We start from the raw sequence: 21,735 nt of genomic DNA, 5'->3' as shown, positions 1-21,735 counted from the left end.
TGTTATTAACTGAGGAGCGCGAGACGTTTGGGGTGTCCAGTGGACACCTCTGCCTGAAAGGCAGAAGAAACGACCGAGCCGACAGGCGAGAGATCGAGCACGCGACCGGGGTCGCGAGGTTCGCCCCCGTCCACCATATAACAAAAAAGAACAGAATCAAAGATTCTGTTCTTAACTGAAGAGCGCGAGACGGGGATCGAACCCGCGACCCCCTCCTTGGCAAGGAGGTGCTCCACCACTGAGCCACTCGCGCATGTCTTAGATTGTTGTGCTCTCAAGCACGAGTTATATATTACACAATATTAGATTTTTTGTCAACCATTTTTTTCAAAAAAATTCAAAAATACTAATAATATACAAACAATATGACGAAATATTAGTATAGGGGATTAACTTAGGGCTTATAATAATAGGTCATTCACTCCCATTTTAACTCAGTCGGGGTACAAGCTCCGACTGAGTTAAACGCTCCGTAAGGAAGTGCTCGCATTAGATGCGGCTTTGCCGCGGCTCGCACACGAGTAGTGATTTGCTACGCAAATAACTACAAGAGAGGATGCGCACGGATTCGGACAGGAATTCGGGGCTGCTTTAAGCAGACCCGAATCCGGCGCTAGACTTACGAGCGAGTCTTGACTTACAGAAAAATCATAAATAAAACACTTATATAGTAAGTTTCTATACATTAGTATAACTATTATTGACTTGCATGGAAACTACTCTCAAGTGTGCTAAAATTGTCTTGACTTTATTATTTTATAATCTACAATCTTATATGTGATTATAATAGAACGGAGTGGAAAATATGGCTTTTAACCCAATGAATATGTTGAAAATCAAGGATGCTTTGTCTAAATTTAGCGGCAACCATCCTAAATTTGTAGCGTTTATGTCTGACACTTTCTCAAGTGGCATTCCTGCTGATTCAATTATTGAATTAACAGTAACAAAGCCTGGTCAGAAGGCGGTTACAACTAATATCAGAGTTACTCAATCAGATTTAGAACTCTTAAATGAGCTTAAAGAATTAAGTAGATAATTAGTTTGAAAAGAGAGGCATTGTCATGAACATATTTAAGAACCACAAGGAAGACCATAAAGGTTTAAATATCATTGTTGTGGGCGCAGGTAAGGTAGGCTCTACACTAGTGGAGCAGCTTTCAAAAGAAGGACATGATATTACAATTATAGATAAGAACAAGACAAGAGTTGAAGCTTTGTCAGGAATGTATGATGTTTTAGGAATCATTGGTAATGGTGCAAGTCTTACAGTACAAAAGAGTGCTAATGTTGCCGATGCGGATTTACTAATTGCTGTAACAGGTTCTGATGAGCTTAATTTGTTATGTTGTACAGTGGCTAAGCACGTTTCAGGTTGCTCAGCTATTGCAAGAGTTAGAACTCCAGATTACAGCGAAGAAACAGAATACTTAAGAAGTAAGCTAGACCTTGCTATGGTGATTAATCCAGAGCTTGAAGCAGCAAGGGAAATAGCAAGATTACTATATTTGCCAACAGCCTTGGAAGTGGATACATTTGCAAGAGGCAGAGCCGATATGATTAGATTCAAGGTACCTAAGGAAAGTCCAATGGTTAATAACCAGATTGCCAATATCTGCGGCGATTCAAAGACTGTGGGCTTGATTTGTGGAATTGAGCGAAACGACGAAGTTATTATTCCATCAGGTGCGGATGTAGTTTTAGCAGGAGACGTAGTTTCCTTTATTAGTTCAAGAGAAGAGTCTAAGCATTTCCTAAAGAAGTTTGGTTTTGAGACACGATCTGTAAAGAACACAATGATCGTTGGTGGCGGTCGTGCCTCATTTTATTTAACAAAACAGCTAATTTCTGCAGGCATTGAGACTAAGATTATCGAGAACAATGTTAATAGAGCCAAGGAACTTACTGACCTTTTACCAGAGGCTACAATCATTAACGCCGACGGAACTGATATGGAGGTTTTAAAGGAAGAAGGTCTTGAATATGTAGAATCCTTCGTGCCTTTAACTGGTATTGATGAGGAAAATGTTATGCTAACCCTTCATGCAAGACAGGTTAGTAACGCCAAAGTTATCACTAAGGTTAACAGAACAGCCTTTAAAAATGTAATCAATAGCCTAGACCTTGGTAGCGTAATTTACCCAAGATACATAACTAGTGAGGCTATTATTGCATATGTTAGAGCCTTAAAGGAATCTATGGGAAGCGAGATTGAAACCCTTTATCACCTCTTTGATTCAAGAGCTGAAGGTATTGAATTTAATGTACGTGAGAATTCAAAGCTTACTAACAAGCCTTTAAAGGACATTAAGCTTAAGAAAGGCTTACTTATTGCCTTGATTAGTCGAAAGGGTAAGATAATTATTCCAACTGGTAATGACGAAATTATGGTGGGAGATTCAGTAGTTATCATTACAACTCATACAGGTTTTGATAGAATCGAAGACATTTTGGCATAAATTAAGAAAATGAATGAAATCGGAGTTTAATTATGAATAGTTCCATGATACGAATTGTGTTGGGAAATGTATTAAAAATCGAGGGAGTTTTAATGCTTATCCCAGTAGTGGTGGCCTTGATTTATGGAGAAAGTACAGTTCCTGCCTTTCTTATATCAGCTGTCCTAGCTATTGTAATAGGACAATTAATGGTAATAAAAAAGCCCAAAGATACCGTCTTTTATTTAAAAGAGGGTTGTGTTTCCACTGCTCTTAGCTGGATTTTTATGAGTATTTTTGGTGCCTTACCCTTTACAATAAGTGGTGAAATTCCTAATTATGTAAATGCGCTTTTTGAGACAGTTTCTGGTTTTACCACAACTGGTGCCTCAATTTTACTTGAGGTTGAAAGCCTTTCAAAAAGTATTTTATTTTGGAGAAGTTTCACTCATTGGATTGGCGGAATGGGAGTTTTAGTATTCCTTCTTGCCATTTTACCTATGACTGGTGGTTCTAATATCAATCTTATGAAGGCAGAAAGCCCGGGGCCTCAGGTAGGAAAGCTGGTTCCAAGAATTGGAAGAACAGCAAGAATCCTTTATGGAATCTATATCGGACTTACAGTAATTGAAATTATTATTTTACTTTTTGCAGGTATGAGTTTCTTTGACTCAATCTGTACATCAATGGGTACAGCAGGTACTGGTGGTTTCGGTATTAAGAATACAAGTATTGGTGGTTACAGCCCACTTATTCAGTGGATTGTAACAATCTTTATGATTTTATTTGGTGTAAACTTTAATGCTTATTACTATCTTTTATTTAAGCATTTTAGACAGGCCTTAAATGTAGAAGAAGTTAAGGTTTACATTGGAATTATTGTTGCAAGTACACTTGCTATTTGCATAAATATTGCCCATATGTTTTCAAATTTAGAGCAGGCCCTAAGAGCATCAAGTTTTGCGGTTGCCACAGTTATTACAACAACTGGTTATTCAACAGTGGATTTTGATACCTGGCCGGCTTTCTCAAAATTTATATTGGTAATACTTATGTTTGTAGGTGCCTGTGCTGGTTCCACAGGTGGTGGTATTAAGGTTTCTAGATTTATAATTAGCTTTAAGACTATTATTAAGGAATTCCATTCCTATATTCATCCAAAGTCTGTTAAGGCTATTAGAATCGAGGGAAAGACAGTAGAACATGAGACCCTTAGATCAGTTAATGTTTATTTCATGACTTTTATTTGCGTTTTCACGGTGTCTTGCCTTTTGATTTCCCTAGAGAATCAAGACCTAGTAACTACCTTCACATCCGTAGCTGCAACAATTAATAATATTGGTCCTGGTCTTGCAAATGTAGGACCGACCTGCAATTTTGCATCCTTTAGTGTACTTAGTAAATTCGTTTTTATCTTTGATATGTTAGCAGGAAGATTAGAGTTATTCCCAATGTTAATGCTCTTTAATCCAACAATTTGGAAGAGTACTTTCACATCTAGGATTAATCCTAGAAGAAAAAATTGGGAAGATTGCGATAAGGTTAGAAAATAATTTTACTGTAAAAACTTTTCTCAATATGCTAAAATTAAGTGCGGTAATTTCTCGTAGGAGAGACTTGAATTTATAGAAATAAGGTGCTTAATATGGATTTAGTTAATATTTTAGTGGCTGTCGTTTTACTAGTTGTTATAGTAGGAATGTTTTTGGCAGTGTCATATTTTCATAAAAAAGATGGACTTAGAGATGTTTGTAGCGGTAACTGTGCGTCTTGCGCTATGGCCGGACAGCATAATAAGGAGTGCGACAAAAAAGAAGAATAAAATTGGTGCTAGGAGGTAATTCAATCATGTATGAAGTTTTTAGAACTGATCATGGAGTTTTATCACAATTAGAACAGCCTAAGGAAGGTTGCTGGATCAACATGGTTGGCCCCACAAGCAGAGAGCTAAACGAAATTGCTGAAATGTACGAAATCGATTTAACCGATTTAGCTACAGCTCTTGATGAGGAAGAAAGCTCTCGTATCAGCCTTGAAGATGGATATACTCTTATCTTAGTGGATATCCCAACTCCAGAGGTTAGACATGAGAAGAAGATGTATACCACAATTCCTTTAGGTATTATTTTGAAATCAGATACGATAATTACGATTTGTAAGGAAGAAACACCTATTCTTACTTATTTTATTCGAAACAAGATAAAAGAATTTAGCACTAAAAAGAAGATGCGTTTTATCTACCAGCTTCTTTATCGTTCCGCAGCAAGTTATCAGATAAACCTTCGTTTAATTGATAAGAAGCGAATCGAGATAGAAGAAAGAGTTATGGGAAACACAACTGATATGGATTTAATCGAGCTTCATGAATTAGAATCTACATTGGTTTATTTCGCCACATCTCTTAGGTCAAACAGCATCGTGTTAGAGAGACTTAGAAGATACAAAAGAATTGAACAGTACCCAGAAGATATGGAATTACTTGAAGATGTAACCGTCGAGTATCAGCAGGCTATCGAGATGACCTCTATTTATCGAGATGTCATCGATGGTACAAGACAGCTTCTTTCATCAGTAATTGACAATAGACTAAATAATGTAATGAAGCGACTTACAGCCCTTACTGTTTTAATGGCCATTCCAACCATTATTTCAGGATTATGGGGAATGAACACTGCAGAGAAATATATGCCATTTGCCACAGTTCCTTACGGCTTTGCCATAATCTGTATAGGCATCGTGGTGGTTTGTATTATTGTAATTTGGTATATGAAGAAAAAGAAGATGCTTTAGCATAGATAATAAAAAAGACCTTAAGTTTAGTGAGTATAGAAACATCACGAAGACTTAAGGTCTTTATATTTTTATGAAAATGTATTGCAACAGCACCCCTTATTATTTCATATCTTAGTATTATAAGCCTATTACTTTAAATAAGGCCTGTCCTCATCAGCAATCAGCACATTTATTAGATAAGCTGCAATTAGGCTAGTTTGAATCTCGTATTCTGCCCACTTTTGTGGAGCGTTTCCTACCTTATCAATGGTTAGAAGGCCGGTAATATTATTCGTATCATTTCCAAGAACAATTTGAATTGTACATATAACATTTCGCTGATGCATAGCCTCACTAAATTCTGGTGCTACATCTGCAACTCTGCCAACAAAGCTAGATTCAAGAAACATTTTCTCACAAAGCATGCTCTTAAAGCCCGGACTCTTTGCGTAGAGGGCGTTAGAAGAGTTATCAAGAACCTGACCGAAAGTCTTGTAAAGCTCTAAATTCTCTCCTCTATAAATGTTTACGCTATCCACATTAAAGGTCTCTTGTATGTGAGTTAAGAGGTCAGATATAGCTTGTCGTTTATTCCTTGCAAAATGCTCGATAACCTTAGAAATATAGCGTAATTCGTTAACCTCACGGCCGGAAACATTTTTCTTATCAGAACTTGTAATACTCTTAATATATGCCTCTTCGTGAATCTCTTTTCTATAGAAAACGTATCTATCGCGGCCTTTTTCCTTTGCAATATAGAGGCAGAAATCCGCGATTCTAAAGAGTTCGTCATAGTTACTTGCATCCTTTGGATAGATGGAAGAACCAATAGAACAGGTTATGTTAAAGTCCGCGAAATCATTAATAAACTCCCATTTTATCTGGGTTCTAACCGCTCTTAGATAGCCTCGCAAAAGATTTTCATCAGTAATATCAAAGAGGATTATTAAAAATTCATCGCCGCCGATACGTCCAATAACTCCGCCATCACCAATGATTTCTTTAAGTTTCCTACCAATCCTTCCCAAAATCTTGTCGCCATACATGTGACCATAAAGGTCGTTTACCTTCTTAAAATTGTCCACGTCAAGAATGAGAATGGCTAGATTTGTAGGATAGGCGTCCATGTAATTGTCGTGTTTGTGGTCATTATTAGCGGAAATCAGGTTCTTTGCATACTCTGTAATAGTCTTTTTGTTATAGACACCAGTTAGAGCATCGTAGGAAAGGTCGCTAATCATTTCGATAAGATTGCTGTTTGTGTGAGCATTTTCATCAGTAAGAATCCTGCCGATAACAATCTTGTCGCCGTTATACTTGTTATAGACCATGCCTGTGAAAATGAGTTTCTCCATGATCTGCTTTTGGGTACGCATACTAGTTGTAATCTTTGCGCTAAAACTCTGTTCGTAGGATAGAATCTGTCCCACGAGGTTTTTAAATAGGCCGATGTCAGATTCTGCTATAAAGCCTTCATTTATCATGAATTCGCGCCACTGAATCAGGCTCATTTTATAGATGGTGTCTTTTGAAAATATGTCATAACGGCACATTTTAAAAATGTCGTCAGTCATATCATAGGTGAAGGTGTATTCCTTTGTTAGCCCAAAGAGAACCCGCCCCTTCGTAATGTCATCAAGTAAAAGGTCATTAATATTTGCAAGGCTTTCAATATCGACCATTTCAATGTTTATCTCGCCTCTAGCAGATGAGGTCTTTTGGGCAAATAAAGTAATGAGATTTAGGCGCATTTCTCCCTTGTAATTTCTAAAGTGGAAAATTCCCTTTAATTCTTGTCCTTCATAGCTGTCTATAAAATCCATGAGATTAATTTTTTCTTCCTCGGCAACAAATTCTGTCAGGTTAGAAAATCTAGTATCACCAAAGTATTCTGTGAATGGCTTATTAGCTACAATAGCTAGATAATAGGCATCAATAGTAGCGATACGTCGATTTAATCTGTTGGATCTTTCATAATCATCAGCGTAAATAGTATTATCACTCATTGATTTTCTCCTTTATAGAGTTTTATTATATTTTGTTCACATTTCTATAATCACATTTTCCTAATATAATTATATAATATTGCAGCAATTAAGACAATAATACATTAATTGTTCGACAATTATATTAAAAAGTAGTAAATATCTTGGGGGTATATAGTCTGGCATTAGTCCTTTGGTACCAATACTAAATATAGTGTTTATCTTTGGCATGAACCATGATATAATACAACATATAGGGAAGGCATGTGAATAAAATAAGACTATTACTTGATTTTGCAGACACAAGATGTAGTTTTATGCGCCTTTTATGACAAAAAAACTAAGAATAAAAAATCGGGGGTAAATTATGGAACGAGTAAAGTACAACAAAGTAGAAGTAAGACATGGTGATAGCCCAAAGCTTTTCCCAGTATATGAAATCTACTTAGATGGAGTGATTGTAACTAAGGTATCTTCTCAGGTAGAGGCAGAAGAGATGGTTTCTCGTTGGTCAGAAATTTATAAGTAAGAAAGTTTCATTTTGATTATGTTTCATAGCAAAAGTAGCTGCTAAGAATGTGAGTCTTGACTTTAGCATTTATAGCAGCTATTTTTATGCATACACAACATATTGTATTTTGTTATTGACTAGAAGCACAATATGTAGTACTATAATAATAGCTTAAGCAATACGAAGATTTGTCAAGAATGTTTTTAATTTAGATATTCTTGTAAGATGGTACCTAAAAAATAAACGATGTGATATTATAGAAAAGATGTCGTAAAGACAATTTTCGAGACATAAAATAATAAGGGGAGAGCAATTATGAAGATTATTAAACGTAGTGGTTCAGAAGTTACATTTGATATTGAGAAGATTGTTAATGCTGTAACTAAGGCCAACAATGAAGTCGTACATAGCGAACGATTATCATCAGAACAGATTCGTACTATTTCAGAGAATGTAGAACAGATATGTAATGAAATGGGTAGATCTCTTAATGTAGAAGAAATTCAGGATTTAGTTGAGAACCAGATTATGAATTTAAGAGCTTTCGCCGTTGCAAGAAAGTATATCACATACAGATATAAGAGAGCGTTGGTAAGAAAGTCTAATTCAACAGATGAACAGATTTTAAGTTTGCTTGAATGTAACAACGAAGAAGTTAAGCAGGAGAACTCTAATAAGAACCCAACTGTTAACAGTGTCCAGAGAGACTACATGGCAGGTGAGGTAAGTAAGGATATTACTAAGAGATTACTTCTCCCACAAGATATAGTAGAAGCTCATGAGCAGGGCTTAATACATTTCCATGATGCTGATTACTTTGCTCAGCATATGCATAACTGTTGCTTAGTTAACCTTGAGGATATGCTTCAGAATGGAACTGTAATTTCTGAGACTATGATTGAGAAGCCACATAGTTTCTCAACAGCATGTAATATTGCAACTCAGGCAATTGCTCAGATTGCTAGTTCACAGTACGGTGGACAGAGTATTTCACTTGCTCACCTTGCACCATTTGTACAGGTTAGCCGTGAAAAGTTTATTAAGCAGGTAAGAAAGGAACTCGCAGATACAGGGGTTGAAGCTTCAGAAGAGAAGATTCGTGAGATCGCTGAAATCAGAGTTCATGAAGAAGTTAAGAAGGGTGTTCAGATGATTCAGTATCAGGTAATCACTCTTATGACTACTAACGGTCAGGCTCCTTTCGTAACAGTATTTATGTACCTTGATGAAGTTCCAGAAGGCCAGACAAGAGATGATTTAGCTCTTGTAACTAAGGAAGTTCTTCGCCAGAGAATTCAGGGCGTTAAGAACGAACAGGGTGTATGGATTACACCAGCTTTCCCTAAGCTTATTTATGTATTAGAGGAAGATAATATCCATGAAGGTTCTAAGTATTGGGATTTAACAAAGCTTGCAGCTGAATGTACAGCTAAGAGAATGGTTCCTGATTATATTTCAGAGAAGATCATGAAGCAGTTAAAGGTTGATGCTAATGGCGATGGTCAGTGCTATCCATGTATGGGTTGTAGATCATTCCTTACAACATACTTAGATGAAGATAACAAGCCTAAGTACTACGGTAGATTTAACCAGGGTGTTGTAACAGTTAACTTAGTTGACGTTGCTTGCTCATCTAACAAGGATGAAGAGAAGTTCTGGAAGATCTTAGACGAAAGACTTGATTTATGTAGAAGAGCACTTATGTGCAGACATTATAGATTAAAGGGTACACCATCAGATGTAGCTCCAATTCTTTGGCAGAATGGTGCACTTGCAAGACTTAAGAAGGGTGAAACAATTGATAAGCTTCTTTACGGTGGCTATTCAACAATTTCTCTTGGATATGCAGGTCTTTATGAGTGTACATACTACATGAAGGGTACTAGCCATACACAGGAAGGCGGTAAGGAATTCGCCCTTAAGCTTATGAACTATCTTAATGATACATGTAAGAAGTGGGCTAAGGAAACTAACATCGACTTCTCATTATATGGAACACCACTTGAATCAACAACTTATAAGTTTGCTAAGTGCTTACAGAAGAGATTTGGTAAGATTCCAGGTGTAACAGATAGAAATTATATTACTAACTCATATCATGTACATGTAACTGAGGAAATCAACGCATTCGATAAGTTAAAGTTCGAATCAGAATTCCAGAAGTTATCTCCAGGTGGAGCTATTTCATACGTAGAAGTTCCTGATATGAATAATAATATTCCAGCTGTTCTTTCAGTTATGCAGTACATTTACGATAACATTATGTACGCAGAGCTTAATACTAAGTCTGACTACTGTCAGGTTTGTGGTTACACAGGTCAGATTCAGATTATCACTGATGATGATGGTAAGCTTGTTTGGGAATGCCCTAACTGTAAGAATAGAGACCAGGACAAGATGAATGTAGCAAGAAGAACTTGCGGTTACATCGGTACACAGTTCTGGAATCAGGGTAGAACTCAGGAAATTAAGGAAAGAGTTTTACACTTATAAGATTAGTGTTGTAAGAGTCTGCAAACCAGACGAGAATCCTAAATTAATAGATAACGCAATAAACTAAAAAGCTTCTAGTCAGAAGATATGTAATCATATATTTGATAAGCATATAAAAGGCTAGGAGCTTTTAATATTTTACGGCAACTATTTTAACAATAGTTTTGCAAAATTACCTTGTTTCACCTATATATTTCGTTTATTATATATATTGGGTTTAGCAAAAAATTATGAAGGTTTGATATGAAAGAATTACAAGATTATAACTATGAGCAGGGGATTATAGATCAGATTGAGCTTATGGATAAGATTAGATTTGAGAGTCCCTTAAAGACAATTGAATTAGCGTGCGATTTTAAGAAGATAGCAGAGAAGAATTCTGATATTAATCTTATGGGTTATGCTGACTTTTATATAGCCGATGCCTATTTAACTCTTGGGGAGTTTGATAATGCCATTAACTATTTTAATAAGGCAGCAAGAGAGTTTGATGCAGTAGATAATATCTATAAGAGAGGTGGCTGTCTTAATAGCCTAGGGATTCTCTATGCCACAAGAGGCGAGATTGTTTATTCTCTAGATAACTTTAAAGAAGCAGCAAGTCTTGCAGAGAAATCAAATGATGATTTCGTTGCAGCCCTTGCCTATGAGAATTATGCCGAGATTAGTGATAATATCAAGGATTCTAACATATCAATGGAATATGCTATGAAGGCTTATAAGCATATTTTAAAATGTAATCAAAACCCACGACAAAAGACTATTGAGATAATTATTCTAACCACACTAGCTAAGCTTTATTATAGATTTGGTCTCTATGATGATACCAAAAAGAAGATTGACCAGATTGAGGATATTGTAAGGAAACATCCTGATGAGAAGCTTTGCGTGGATTTTTATATTACAAAGTTAATCTATACTAACAAGGTATCTTCTTCTAAAGAGGAGAAGGAGATCTGTCTTAAAGAGGCGGTTAAGGCCTACTATGATACAGAGTATAAGGTAGATTACTTTTTGTACATTTTCGACTTTTTACATTTTCTAAAAAGGACGGATAGAAAGGACATCCTACTACCTTTAGTGGAGGATTTTGATGAGTCTGTTAAGGGCATGGATTTCCCATATATTCAGACTAGAATCTTGGATTTTAAGATTTCCCTTTACGATGAGGAGAAGGACAAGGATAAGCTCTATAAGGAGCTAATTAGATATAGAAGATATAATAACAGCTACAAGATGCTTACTACTAATTCCATTAGAAAGTACATTAGCATTCAGAACTCCCTTGAGGATTCAAAGAGGGCTAATGAGCTTTTAAAGGAGCAGGTAGGAATTGATGAGCTAACAGGTCTTTCTAATAGATGGAGGCTTAGCTCAAAGGTGGAGGCACTGCTTACTAGAGCAGTAACGGAGAAGAAGAATTACGCCGTTGAGATGTTAGATATCGATCATTTTAAGCAGATTAATGATGAAAATGGACATCACGTTGGAGACCTATGTCTTATAATTGTTGCCACAGCCCTAAAAGCAATCGAATCAGATGATATTTATTGCTTTAGATACGGGGGAGATGAATTTTTAATATTCTATTTAGGATATTCCGATGAGAAGATTCTTGAGATGGCCAATAATTTAAGAGATTCAATCTTAGAGATGTCAGAATTAAGAGATTTGCCTTATGTCTATATTTCTCAAGGTATATGCAGTGGAATCCCAGAGAAGAAATCCAAGGTTTGGGATTACTCTTCAAAGGCAGATACAGCCATGTATTCAGCTAAAAGAGGCCTCGGCAAACATATTAAATTAGTAAATTGCACAGAATAAAAATGACCTTTCAAAGCCCCTAAGGGCCTTGAAAGGTTTTTCTTTTATCTTAAAGTATCCAGCAATGATTAAAGGTCGATTTGTGAAACTAGGGAAGCGCCTCCATTTTCATGAAGATAAAAGCCGCTCTGTCGAAGTCTTGCCTGGCTTTCATTAGCTTCGTTAGTAAATCTAAAATCGTTGTTTGTTCTTCCCAAATATATAGCACCAACGTCTGCCTCCTTTAAACTAAGCAAACGTGATTGTCCATCCTCATCCATAACCCAGACTCTTAATTTCTGGTAAATTTCGTCGGCCTCGTCAATCCATGCATTTCCGTCTGAGTCATATTTTGCAAGGTCTGCAAAGCCGTCGCCGCTGCTAGTGCCAAAAAGCTCACTAGCGTCTGTAACTTCTCCATCTTCATTTAAATCAAGTGCTAAAAAACCCTGATTTGAATTTAATCTGTTGTGTTCTTCTGCTACTCCGTCCCCATCTAGATCAAAGTAAAAATGTTTGTCGCTAATCATGTCAGGGTTGTCATCTAGACTTATTACAAGGGGGTCTGTAAGTATTTTGTCAAAGGTTTGTAAGCTACTAAACTGGCTAATTTGCTGAAATTCTCTGCTGAAACTAACATCTAGATTAAAGGAAATGTTACGCCCGTCCTTTGTAACTGCACTTCCCGTTGTTGAAAAGCTTACAGCCTCTTTTTCGTAGTAGCTGTAGCTTTGGTTAGTTTCAAGGGTCCAAACCTGATAGCCCTGATTAAATGAAAGATTTAGGTAATTCGTATCTAGTTGGCTTGTACTCTTGCTGTTTAAAATACTGTCATTTCCTGTAGTTTGGTTTGAGGAAAAGCTATCTCCTGTAAAGCCCTCGCTAGTAATTGAATCAAAGTCCCTGTAAAAAAGACTTCTTAGCATAAATTCATGAAGGTAGGCTAGTAGGCTTTGATAGATTTTCTGCTCTGAAATTAAGTAACTCTCATTTAACTTTGTTTGAGCATTTAGCCTGTTAGTGTTTTTTACTTTTGTGTCTGATTCTACATTTTCTTCCACAGTTTCTTCGGAGTAATTGTGTAGGTTATTTAGCTCATTCTTTGTGTAACTAGCATATTGATCTAGACCGTTACCACAGTAAGCCGACTCAGCTTCATTTCTTAAAAAGTAATCATAGCTTTCGCTAAAACAAGTTGTCTTTGTAGCCATTTCAACCGTTGTCTTGTGAGTCTTTGAATAGCCCTTCTGGTCTAGATAATTCCTATTGGATGCCATAGAAATGTTGCTCTGGGAAATTATCATTTGTATCCACCTTTCGTAAGAGAATTGCAATGAACACAAACTCGTCTTACCTAATATATATCGGCTGCTTTCCAATAATTATTACTTAAAAAAATCTGTACTTTAAGAAAATATATTTATAAAAGATGTGGTAAAAACTCCCACGGTATTGTAATATAAGTAGGTAATAATGGTAAAAATTGGAGGTAGTGTTTTATGTGGATGGCTGATTTAGGCAATGGGAACTATAAGAATCCCATTCTATATGCAGATTATTCAGATCCTGATGCAATAAGAGTAGGAGAGGATTTCTTTATGGTAGCGTCAAGTTTTTCTAACGCTCCAGGACTCCCTCTACTTCATTCTAAGGATTTAGTTAACTGGAAGGTGGTAAATTACATTCTTCCTAAGATTCCTGAGTTTAGATACAGAAACCCTATTCATGGTTGCGGTGTGTGGGCGCCAGCAATTAGATATCATGAGGGAACTTACTATGTATGCTTCCCAATGCCAGATGAGGGAATCTATATGACAACTGCTAAGGATCCATTTGGAAAATGGACTGAGCCCGTTAATATTAGACCAGGAGCTGGCTGGATTGACCCATGCCCATTCTGGGATGAAGATGGTAAGGCTTATTTAGTAGCAGGGGTTGCTAAGAGTAGAATTGGCTATAAGAGCGTTTTACATATGGTTGAGATGGCAGCAGACGGAATGAGCCTTATTGGTGAAGAGAAGGTAGTTTTTGATGGTAACTTAAACGACCAGGTTACAATTGAGGGACCAAAGCTTTATAAAAGAAACGGATATTACTACATTTTTGCACCAGCAGGTGGCGTAAAGACAGGCTGGCAGACAGTGCTTAGATCTAAGAATATCTATGGCCCTTATGAGTACAAGATGGTTTTAAGACAAGGGGATACAGTTGTAAATGGACCTCATCAAGGGGCTTGGGTGGATACTCCAACAGGCCAGGATTGGTTTATTCATTTCCAGGATGTTTATGCTGCAGGTAGAATTACACATTTGCAGCCAATGACTTGGTATGAGGATTGGCCAATTATTGGTGAGTATGAAAAGGATGAGAATGGCAAGCCATTAAAGGAATATGGCACACCAGTTCTTGAATATAAGAAGCCAGATATGGGCGTTTCAGATAAGGACTTAGCTGATAGTAATAAGTTCCCAGTTTGCGCCCCAGACCTTGATGATGAGTTTGATAAGGACAGTCTTGGCATGCAGTGGCAGTGGAACGCTAATCCAGAAGAGGATTGGATTGAATTTATGCCAGAGAAGTCAGTAATTAAGCTTAATGCTGTAGCAACTTCTAATAAGAGACCTGTTTGTGATTATAGAAACCTTTTACTTTGCAAGTGGGCAGAGCCTGAATTTAGCTGTGTTACTAAGATCAGTCTTAAGGATCTTGAAAATGGAGACTTTGCCGGCTGTGTAGCACTTGGCCAGAACTATATCGCTCTTGGAATTTACAAGGATTCAGACGGTTACTACATTAGAAAGGTTACAGGTAATCAAAACTTTGATTGTGATGTTTCTTATGCTAGTGAAAATGTAACAGATACAGTACTTAGTAAAGATGTTAAGGATTTCCATTCCTTTAAGTCAGAGGAGAAGGAAGTTTATATTAAATATAGCGTTAAGAGAATTGGCTATCAGGACCACATTGAAGGTGGCCTTAAGGTAAATAATGCACCTCGTGAATTACAGTGCCTTGAGATTAGCTTCGATTCTAAAAACTACTCTTATACATTAGCTTGTGAAGCTAAGGCTGGACGCTGGGTAGGTGTTAAGAATGGTGTCTTTGTTTCTCATAATAGTTTAATCAAGAATGAGAATAGAGGTAGCATTTTAGTAGATTATATTAGATATAACTAGCATATAAGAATAAATTGTTTATATACGAAGAGGGAAGGAGTTTTAAACTAACTCCTTCCCTTTATCTCTTTTAAGTATTATCATTGTAAGTCAAATTAATTTTGCTGTTGGATATTCTTCATTGCCCAAAGCTGTAGAGCCTTAGCATTATTAGAAATATCCTCTAAAGAATTAAGAATTGCCTGAAATTCTTCAAGCTCTTCAATATCAACCTTTCCATCTGCGGAAATGTTAATAATAGATCCACGTAATTCTTCTATATCATTAAGAGAACCAAGAATCTTTAATGAAAGTCTATCAAAAGAGCTAATCTCTACGGATTTCATTGTAAGTCTTCCGATTGGACAATCATTTGAACAGAAATTATAAGTAAGCTCTGGAGCATTGTAGTGCTTAGCCATAAGTAATACTTCCTCTGGATATGGCTCAACATTTCCAAGCTCGATTCTTGCAAGTCTTGTTCTATCAATTCCAAGAACTTCAGAAGTAGTCTCTCTACTTTCAAAGTCTGAGTTTGTCTTTGCTGCATTATATCTAGCGATATAATATTTGTTGTCTGATGCTTTAGTTGCCTTCTTCATTTAATTTCCTCCAAGGATTAGTAAAATACATGATCACCAATTACTGTTCCACCAGTATCTACAGAAGGTCTGTAAACATGGAAATATAAGGCAGTAGTTGTAAGGTTGCCATTTAAAACCTCATAGGCTGCAGAAACACACTCCGAAGATGCGCCTCTTGCTAAAACAATGGCAAATCGACCACTAGCAACAGGACTAAACTGGCCTGATGCATAAATAACTGATGTAATAGAATCTCCAAATCTAGGATTTAAAACTCTATTAACAATAACACTTCCTACAGCTAACTTACCTTCGTAAGACTGATTACCAGCCTCACATTCAATAATAGCTGCAAGCATTGCAAGGTCTGTAGCTGTATAATCAAGCTTAGTGCCTGAGTAACTTACCTCATCCCCTGCCTGCATAGCTGCAATAGCAGCAAGCTGCCTTTGGATGTTCTCTTCCTGAATCTTCTTCTCATACTCTAAACAAAGGGCCTCAGTTTGCGCAATGGAATCTGAGGTTGTATCAAGTTCAGATTGAATATCATAAATGGACTGCTTAAGATTAGCTGTCTCTGAATTAAGACTAGTCTTTAAAGTCTCAAGTTCTTTTAAATCTGTTTGAAGATTAGCCATAGCATCATTACGGCTTGTTATCTCTTCATTAAGCAAATCCAACTGTTCTCTATCATAGTTTGAAAGCTCAACAATGTATTCAGATTTCACAAGGAAATCTGCCATTGAGCCTGACTCCATTATAGATTGAAGTAAAAGATTCTCTGTACCGTTTTCATACATATATCTTATACGTAATTTCATAGCCTCATATTGTTCATCAATGGATGAATTGAGAGCATCGATTTCTGAGTTTAAGCTATCGATTTCATCTTGTTTAGTTTTAATCTGCTCGTCAACAGCAGTGATCTTCTCTGCTGTTGCTGTCAAACTATCATTAAGGTCACTGTACTGTGAAGATAGACTTGACTGAGCTTTCTTTAATTCTTCTAGTTCTTCATTAGCTTCATCTAAATCAGATTGCGTATCTGCATAAGTACTATATGGCAAAAATGTCACAATAAGTCCACTTGTAGCAATTACAGCAATTAAACAGATTATTGCGCTAGCTTTTGATAATACTTTAAGAGAAGACGTTTTATCTAATGTTAAAAAGATATTAAACCTCTTCATGGAACCTCCCATTATCATAAATCTAAAAAATATATGAAAAAACAAAATAAGTATAAATTGTTTAAAGCTAAATTGCAAGTAGGCTTTATTAGTGTTACAATCACATATAGCAGTGAGAAAATGAGGAAAATATATTAAAGGAATATAAATTTTTTATATTATAAACACACATTGCACACAAATTAATAGCGTGAAATTAATTAGGAGGATGATTATGTTAGAGCTCAATCATATTCGTAAGGATTATGTCAGCGGAGACATGACTGTTACAGCCCTAAAGGACATTAACCTAAGATTTAGAGATTCAGAGTTTGTCTCTATTCTTGGTCAGTCGGGTTGTGGTAAGACAACAATGCTTAATATCATTGGTGGTCTTGATAAGTACACAGAAGGTGACTTAAAAATCAATGGTATTTCAACAAAGGACTATAAGGATAGAGACTGGGATGCATACAGAAACAATTCCATTGGTTTCGTATTCCAAAGTTACAATCTTATTCCTCATCAGACTATTTTGGCAAATGTAGAGTTGGCCTTAACTTTATCAGGCGTTTCAAAGTCTGAGCGAAGACTTAGAGCTAGCGAGGCTCTTGAAAAAGTAGGTTTAAAGAAACATTTGCATAAAAAACCAAACCAGCTATCGGGTGGTCAGATGCAGAGGGTTGCCATTGCAAGAGCTTTGGTAAACAACCCAGATATCTTACTTGCAGATGAGCCAACAGGTGCCCTTGATACAGAAACAAGTGTACAGATTATGGAGCTTTTAAAGGAAATTTCAAAGGATAGATTAATCATTATGGTTACTCACAATCCTGAGCTTGCAATGAAGTATTCCACAAGAATTGTAAAGCTTCTTGATGGTGATATTACAGACGACTCTAATCCATACACTTATGAAGAGGCCCATGCTGATGCTGAAAAGAAGAGACAGGCTATAAAGGAAGCTAAGGAGAAGGCTAAGAAAGCCAATAAAGCTGAGAAGAAGGCTGAAAAACAAAGAAAGAAGGCTACAAAGACTCACATGTCTTTAATGACAGCTCTTTCTCTAAGTTTTAATAACCTTATGACAAAGAAGACTAGAACTCTTTTAACAGCCTTTGCAGGAAGTATTGGTATTATTGGTATTGCCCTAATCTTATCTATTTCAAATGGTATTCAGTTATACATTGATAGAGTGCAAAGAGAGACTCTTGCAAGTTACCCAATTCAGCTACAGGCAGAAACAGTGGATGTAAGTAGTCTTATTAGTTCCTTTATGGGTGAATCCTCAAATTCATCTGATGGAGATTCATCAGGAGAAGAAAAAGATGAGAACACAGTTTATAGCTACAATATCATGTCAGACCTTCTTAACACTATGGTTTCTGAGGTTACAAAGAATAACCTTAAGGAATTTAAGGAATATATTGAAAGTGGCGAGTCAAATATTAATGACTATGTACAGGATATTCAGTATAAGTACAGCGTGCCTTTAAACATTTACTTATCAGATACTTCAAAGGGTGTTACACAGTTAAACCCTAACACAATGCTATCTAGCTTCTATGGTGGAGCAAGCACAACTACAAGTCAGTCAAGCCTGAACTCAAGCACAAGTATGTTTAGCGTATCTTCAGAGACTTGGGTGCAGTTACTTGAAGACCAGGATGTACTTGATTCCCAGTATGATATGCTTGCAGGTAACTGGCCAACAGCCTATAACGAGGTTGTTTTAGCAGTTAATGAGAACAACGAAATCGATGATTATACATTATATGCCCTTGGTTTAAAGGATATGGATGAGTTTGATGAGCTTTATAAGGCAGTAATGTCAGGCGAGGAGTACACAACTGAGAATACAAGTTATAGCTATGATGACTTACTTGGTCTTTCATATAAGTTAGTACTTCCAACAGATTATTATAATTACGATTCTGAAACAGGCACATGGAAAGATATGTCTAAAGATGATGTTTATATGACAAATGTAGTCAATAACGCAGCGGATATTAAGGTAGTTGGTGTGGTTCGCCCATCAGAAGATGCAGTAAGCACATCTATGACTAACAATATTGGTTACACTAAGGAATTAGTGGAATACGTTATTAATCAGGTAAATGATAGCGAAATCGTTAAGCAGCAGCTTGCAAATCAGGATGTAGATGTATTTACAGGCATTGAATTTAATGCAGGTGAAGACGAAGAGATTACAATGGAAGATGTTTATGCCTATATTGCAACTCTTTCAGAATCAGAGGCGGCAGCAACAAATGCCATGATTTCGCAGATGACAGAAGAGCAGGTATTAAAAAACTTTAAGTCAGTTTTAAGCCAGACAACAGATGCTACATTTGAAGGAAACAAGTCAATCCTTGGTATATGCGACCTATCAAGCCCATCGGGAATTGATATTTATGCAACAGGTTTTGATGCTAAGGAAAAGATCGAAGATATAATTACTGATTACAATAAGATGCAGACAGATGCTGGAAATGAAGACAACACAATTAGCTACACAGACTATGTAGGAATCATTATGAGTAGCGTAACAACTATTATTAATGCCATTTCTTACGTATTAATTGCCTTTGTTGCCATTTCCCTTGTGGTATCTTCAATTATGATTGGAATTATTACATACATTTCAGTTCTTGAAAGAACTAAGGAAATCGGTGTACTTAGATCTATTGGTGCCTCAAAGAAGGATGTTTCACATATCTTTAATGCAGAAACACTTATTGAAGGCTTCGTATCCGGCGCACTAGGTATAATTATTACACTTATCCTTTGCATACCGGCCAACGCCATTATTTACAATTTAACATCTATTAAAAATGTTGCTCAGCTCCCAGTTACTGGCGCAATCGTACTTATCATAATCAGTATGATTCTTACATTAATTGCCGGTTTAGTTCCAGCTAGAATCGCAGCTAAGAAAGATCCAGTTGTAGCTTTAAGAACAGAGTAGTATAATAAATATAGTAATGATAAGCTTTAGGTTCATTATGGGCCTAAAGCTTTTTTAGAAGGTGAACAATTTGGGAGTGGGGGATTTATGAATAATAGGTATTTGAGAATAATACAGGCCTCGATTCTTTTATTTGCAGCAGTTTTGGTGATTTATGTTTTCACAAAACTAGGGGAGACTAATTCTTATGAAAATGAAACACAGCCCGCTGAAACTGTTGTATCAAAACTAGATAATCCAGAGAAGCTTACAGGAGAAAACATAGAAAATCTCGATAACATTTTAGCAAAGGTTAAAGAAGAAGAGACCTATGATCCAAGTAAGCTTATTTCTAGTGACAATCAAAGGGCAGATTTAGATATAGCCAATGGTACTGGTAAACAGGTAAGTGAGGTTGCAGCAGATAGTAATAGTGACAACGATTATGAAAGTAGTTATGAGTTTAGTGCAGCAATTTATCCTTATAGGGCCATGCTATCAGAGGATGAGGCTCTTGATTATGACCAGATTTATGAGGCTATAACTAAGCTTGAAACTAGTGTTACATTAGCTAATAGCGTTACCATTTCTAGCATTAAAAATATAATGATTGCGGTATTTTCAGACCATCCAGAGCTATTTTACATTAACACTAATTACACCTATTGTTATACAAGCTCCGGTAAGGTTTTATCTGTGGAGCTAGAATATAACACTACAGCAAGCTCGCTACAAACTAGTAGGACTAAGTTTTTAAAGGCGGCAGCAGAAATTATAAATGAAGCCTCTGCCTTAAAGTCAGACCTTGAAAAGGAACAGTATGTTTACGAGCAGCTCCAAAAGAATTGTAGTTATGTAAATGATTCTGAGATGAATCAAAGTGCTTATTCTGCATTGGTGAATAAAGAAAGCGTTTGCGCAGGTTATGCTAGGGCTTTTCAATACATTTTAATGCAGCTAAATATACCTTGCTACTTTTGTTCAGGTTACGTTGGCACAGGAAATCACGCTTGGAATATTGTCTATATAAATGGGGAATATTATAATGTGGATTTATCTTGGGATGATGCCCTAGGAGAGGTAACAGGGGCTTATTCATACACTTACTTTAATATTTCAGACACAGCCATTGGCCTTGATCACTCAAGAAGAGACTTATCTGTTAAATTGCCAGAATGCAAGACCAGCTTAAAGTTAGAATAGTATACTTTAGTGCTTACACTGCGTTCATGAGGAAGTAGCGAAGCGGATTCCGAATGTCCGCTTTACAATTTTAATCAGATGGTTTAGAATTCATGTCGGGAATTTTCTAAAGTAAGAATTAAATTCAGGAAAAACTCTTTACTGTAAAACTTTAGTGTGATAAAATTGTAAAGTAAAAGACATTTAGTTTAGAGGAATTTATAATAATGAAATGTCTGTTTTATTGTAGTAATTGACTTGTATGAATTAACTATAAAGGAGACTATCTGATGAACAATAAGTTAAAAACACCAGAGGTTGAGCAATTATTTAACGCAATATTAAGCCTTAAGGATATGTCAGAATGTTACGAATTCTTTGAAGATATCTGCACAATTAATGAATTACTTTCATTATCGCAGAGATTCGAGGTAGCTAAGATGTTAAGAGAACATAAGACATATTTGGATATCGCCGAGAAAACTGGTGCATCAACAGCAACAATTAGCCGTGTGAATCGTTCCCTTAATTACGGTAACGATGGCTATGATATGGTCTTTGATAGATTACACCTATTAAATGACGAAGAATAATAGTTAATAATAAAGCCCTATAATAGATAATCTATTATAGGGACTTTTTTAATTTATTAATTATTTACTTTCTTTCTTAGATTCCTTCTTGGTTTCTTTCTTA

16 protein-coding genes and 1 tRNA gene are annotated in these 21,735 nt (G+C 36.3%); 12 read left to right on the top strand and 5 right to left on the bottom strand.

Annotated elements, in window-relative coordinates; all coding sequences use genetic code 11:
- Positions 1–181: 181 nt before the first annotated feature.
- A tRNA-Gly gene (locus QVA17_RS09650) sits at positions 182–253 on the bottom strand.
- A gap of 552 nt (positions 254–805) precedes the next feature.
- Between QVA17_RS09650 and QVA17_RS09645 the strand changes: the two genes are divergently transcribed.
- The 5 genes from QVA17_RS09645 to QVA17_RS09625 all read left to right on the top strand — a co-directional run bounded on the left by QVA17_RS09645 (position 806) and on the right by QVA17_RS09625 (position 5,228).
- Positions 806–1,039 (top strand): hypothetical protein, encoded by a 234-nt coding sequence (locus QVA17_RS09645; protein WP_034245087.1) that lies wholly within the window; start codon positions 806–808, stop codon positions 1,037–1,039.
- 25 nt (positions 1,040–1,064) lie between these two features.
- On the top strand, positions 1,065–2,459 hold the full coding sequence (trkA, locus tag QVA17_RS09640; protein ID WP_287388441.1) for a Trk system potassium transporter TrkA: 1,395 nt from the start codon (positions 1,065–1,067) through the stop codon (positions 2,457–2,459).
- Between the two features lie 32 nt (positions 2,460–2,491).
- Entirely contained in the window at positions 2,492–3,991 is a 1,500-nt protein-coding gene (locus tag QVA17_RS09635) for a TrkH family potassium uptake protein (protein WP_287388439.1), read from the top strand.
- A 92-nt stretch (positions 3,992–4,083) separates the two neighbouring features.
- Positions 4,084–4,260, top strand: coding sequence for a FeoB-associated Cys-rich membrane protein (locus QVA17_RS09630; protein WP_155885903.1), 177 nt, complete (start codon positions 4,084–4,086; stop codon positions 4,258–4,260).
- 26 nt (positions 4,261–4,286) lie between these two features.
- A complete protein-coding gene (locus QVA17_RS09625; protein ID WP_287388433.1) occupies positions 4,287–5,228 on the top strand; it encodes a magnesium transporter CorA family protein in 942 nt (313 codons plus the stop codon).
- 131 nt (positions 5,229–5,359) lie between these two features.
- Here the strand turns inward: QVA17_RS09625 and QVA17_RS09620 are convergent, their stop codons facing one another.
- A complete protein-coding gene (locus tag QVA17_RS09620; protein WP_287388431.1) occupies positions 5,360–7,216 on the bottom strand; it encodes a GGDEF domain-containing protein in 1,857 nt (618 codons plus the stop codon).
- 346 nt (positions 7,217–7,562) lie between these two features.
- On the opposite strand from QVA17_RS09620, the gene QVA17_RS09615 reads away from it, so the two are divergent.
- The 3 genes from QVA17_RS09615 to QVA17_RS09605 all read left to right on the top strand — a co-directional run bounded on the left by QVA17_RS09615 (position 7,563) and on the right by QVA17_RS09605 (position 12,023).
- Positions 7,563–7,724: a hypothetical protein gene (locus QVA17_RS09615; RefSeq protein WP_155885904.1), complete on the top strand. Its 162-nt coding sequence runs from the start codon at positions 7,563–7,565 to the stop codon at positions 7,722–7,724.
- 297 nt (positions 7,725–8,021) lie between these two features.
- Positions 8,022–10,199 (top strand): anaerobic ribonucleoside-triphosphate reductase, encoded by a 2,178-nt coding sequence (gene nrdD / locus QVA17_RS09610; RefSeq protein ID WP_027430258.1) that lies wholly within the window; start codon positions 8,022–8,024, stop codon positions 10,197–10,199.
- Positions 10,200–10,442: 243 nt separating this feature from the next.
- On the top strand, positions 10,443–12,023 hold the full coding sequence (locus QVA17_RS09605; protein ID WP_287388426.1) for a GGDEF domain-containing protein: 1,581 nt from the start codon (positions 10,443–10,445) through the stop codon (positions 12,021–12,023).
- A gap of 68 nt (positions 12,024–12,091) precedes the next feature.
- On the opposite strand, the gene QVA17_RS09600 is transcribed toward QVA17_RS09605, so the two are convergent.
- Positions 12,092–13,306 carry a hypothetical protein gene (locus QVA17_RS09600; protein WP_287388423.1) on the bottom strand — a complete coding sequence of 405 codons (1,215 nt, stop codon included), beginning with the start codon at positions 13,304–13,306 and terminating at the stop codon, positions 12,092–12,094.
- A gap of 195 nt (positions 13,307–13,501) precedes the next feature.
- On the opposite strand from QVA17_RS09600, the gene QVA17_RS09595 reads away from it, so the two are divergent.
- Positions 13,502–15,178, top strand: coding sequence for a glycoside hydrolase family 43 protein (locus tag QVA17_RS09595; protein WP_287388414.1), 1,677 nt, complete (start codon positions 13,502–13,504; stop codon positions 15,176–15,178).
- A 95-nt stretch (positions 15,179–15,273) separates the two neighbouring features.
- Here the strand turns inward: QVA17_RS09595 and QVA17_RS09590 are convergent, their stop codons facing one another.
- Both QVA17_RS09590 and QVA17_RS09585 read right to left on the bottom strand, forming a co-directional pair.
- Positions 15,274–15,759: a hypothetical protein gene (locus QVA17_RS09590; protein WP_027430261.1), complete on the bottom strand. Its 486-nt coding sequence runs from the start codon at positions 15,757–15,759 to the stop codon at positions 15,274–15,276.
- 17 nt (positions 15,760–15,776) lie between these two features.
- The gene (locus QVA17_RS09585) at positions 15,777–16,931 is read right to left on the bottom strand and encodes a cell wall hydrolase (protein ID WP_287388409.1); all 1,155 of its coding nucleotides are present in this window, start codon (positions 16,929–16,931) and stop codon (positions 15,777–15,779) included.
- Between the two features lie 214 nt (positions 16,932–17,145).
- Between QVA17_RS09585 and QVA17_RS09580 the strand changes: the two genes are divergently transcribed.
- From QVA17_RS09580 to QVA17_RS09570, 3 genes are all read left to right on the top strand, one after another.
- Positions 17,146–19,878, top strand: a complete 2,733-nt coding sequence (locus QVA17_RS09580) for an ABC transporter ATP-binding protein/permease (RefSeq protein ID WP_287388407.1) — start codon at positions 17,146–17,148, stop codon at positions 19,876–19,878.
- Positions 19,879–19,965: 87 nt separating this feature from the next.
- The gene (locus tag QVA17_RS09575) at positions 19,966–21,060 is read left to right on the top strand and encodes a transglutaminase domain-containing protein (RefSeq protein WP_287388405.1); all 1,095 of its coding nucleotides are present in this window, start codon (positions 19,966–19,968) and stop codon (positions 21,058–21,060) included.
- A gap of 269 nt (positions 21,061–21,329) precedes the next feature.
- Positions 21,330–21,632 carry a YerC/YecD family TrpR-related protein gene (locus QVA17_RS09570; RefSeq protein WP_027430265.1) on the top strand — a complete coding sequence of 101 codons (303 nt, stop codon included), beginning with the start codon at positions 21,330–21,332 and terminating at the stop codon, positions 21,630–21,632.
- The last annotated feature ends 103 nt before the right edge of the window (positions 21,633–21,735 follow it).

Origin of the sequence: Lachnospira sp. (assembly GCF_016290755.1) — a bacterium.
GTDB lineage: Bacteria > Bacillota > Clostridia > Lachnospirales > Lachnospiraceae > Lachnospira > Lachnospira multipara.
The sequence above is the reverse complement of the archived record's forward strand: the minus strand, read 5'-3'. Positions and strand labels throughout refer to the sequence as shown.